Genomic DNA, 273 nt, shown 5'->3' with positions numbered 1-273 from the left:
GGTTTGCATACGCAGTTGTAACTTAAAAACCTAGATATAATAAAAGAAATAAAAAACCGACTCAATCGAGTCGGTTTTTTATCGGTTAAGCGTCAGTCATAATCAAATCTTTTTCTGCTAGGTTCGATAGATAGGCACTACGACTTCTATAGCGCTCTTTATTACTGGCAACTTTAGCATCAATTAAGTGAATCAATCGACTAGGTAACGTTACGTTGACTTTCTCAGTTTTACCAAGATACCGATTCACGTCAACAGCGACGACTGCCCATG

General features: G+C 38.1%; 1 protein-coding gene. It reads right to left on the bottom strand.

The features are described from left to right. Positions 1-85: 85 nt before the first annotated feature. Positions 86-273 (bottom strand): type II toxin-antitoxin system HicB family antitoxin (locus AAEZ03_RS27340; protein ID WP_350582982.1); only part of this gene is annotated, 188 nt, incomplete at its 5' end.

The sequence above is a fragment of the Pseudomonas sp. HY2-MNA-CIBAN-0224 genome, from assembly GCF_040310285.1.
Lineage (GTDB): Bacteria > Pseudomonadota > Gammaproteobacteria > Pseudomonadales > Pseudomonadaceae > Aquipseudomonas > Aquipseudomonas helleri.
The sequence above is the reverse complement of the archived record's forward strand: the minus strand, read 5'-3'. Positions and strand labels throughout refer to the sequence as shown.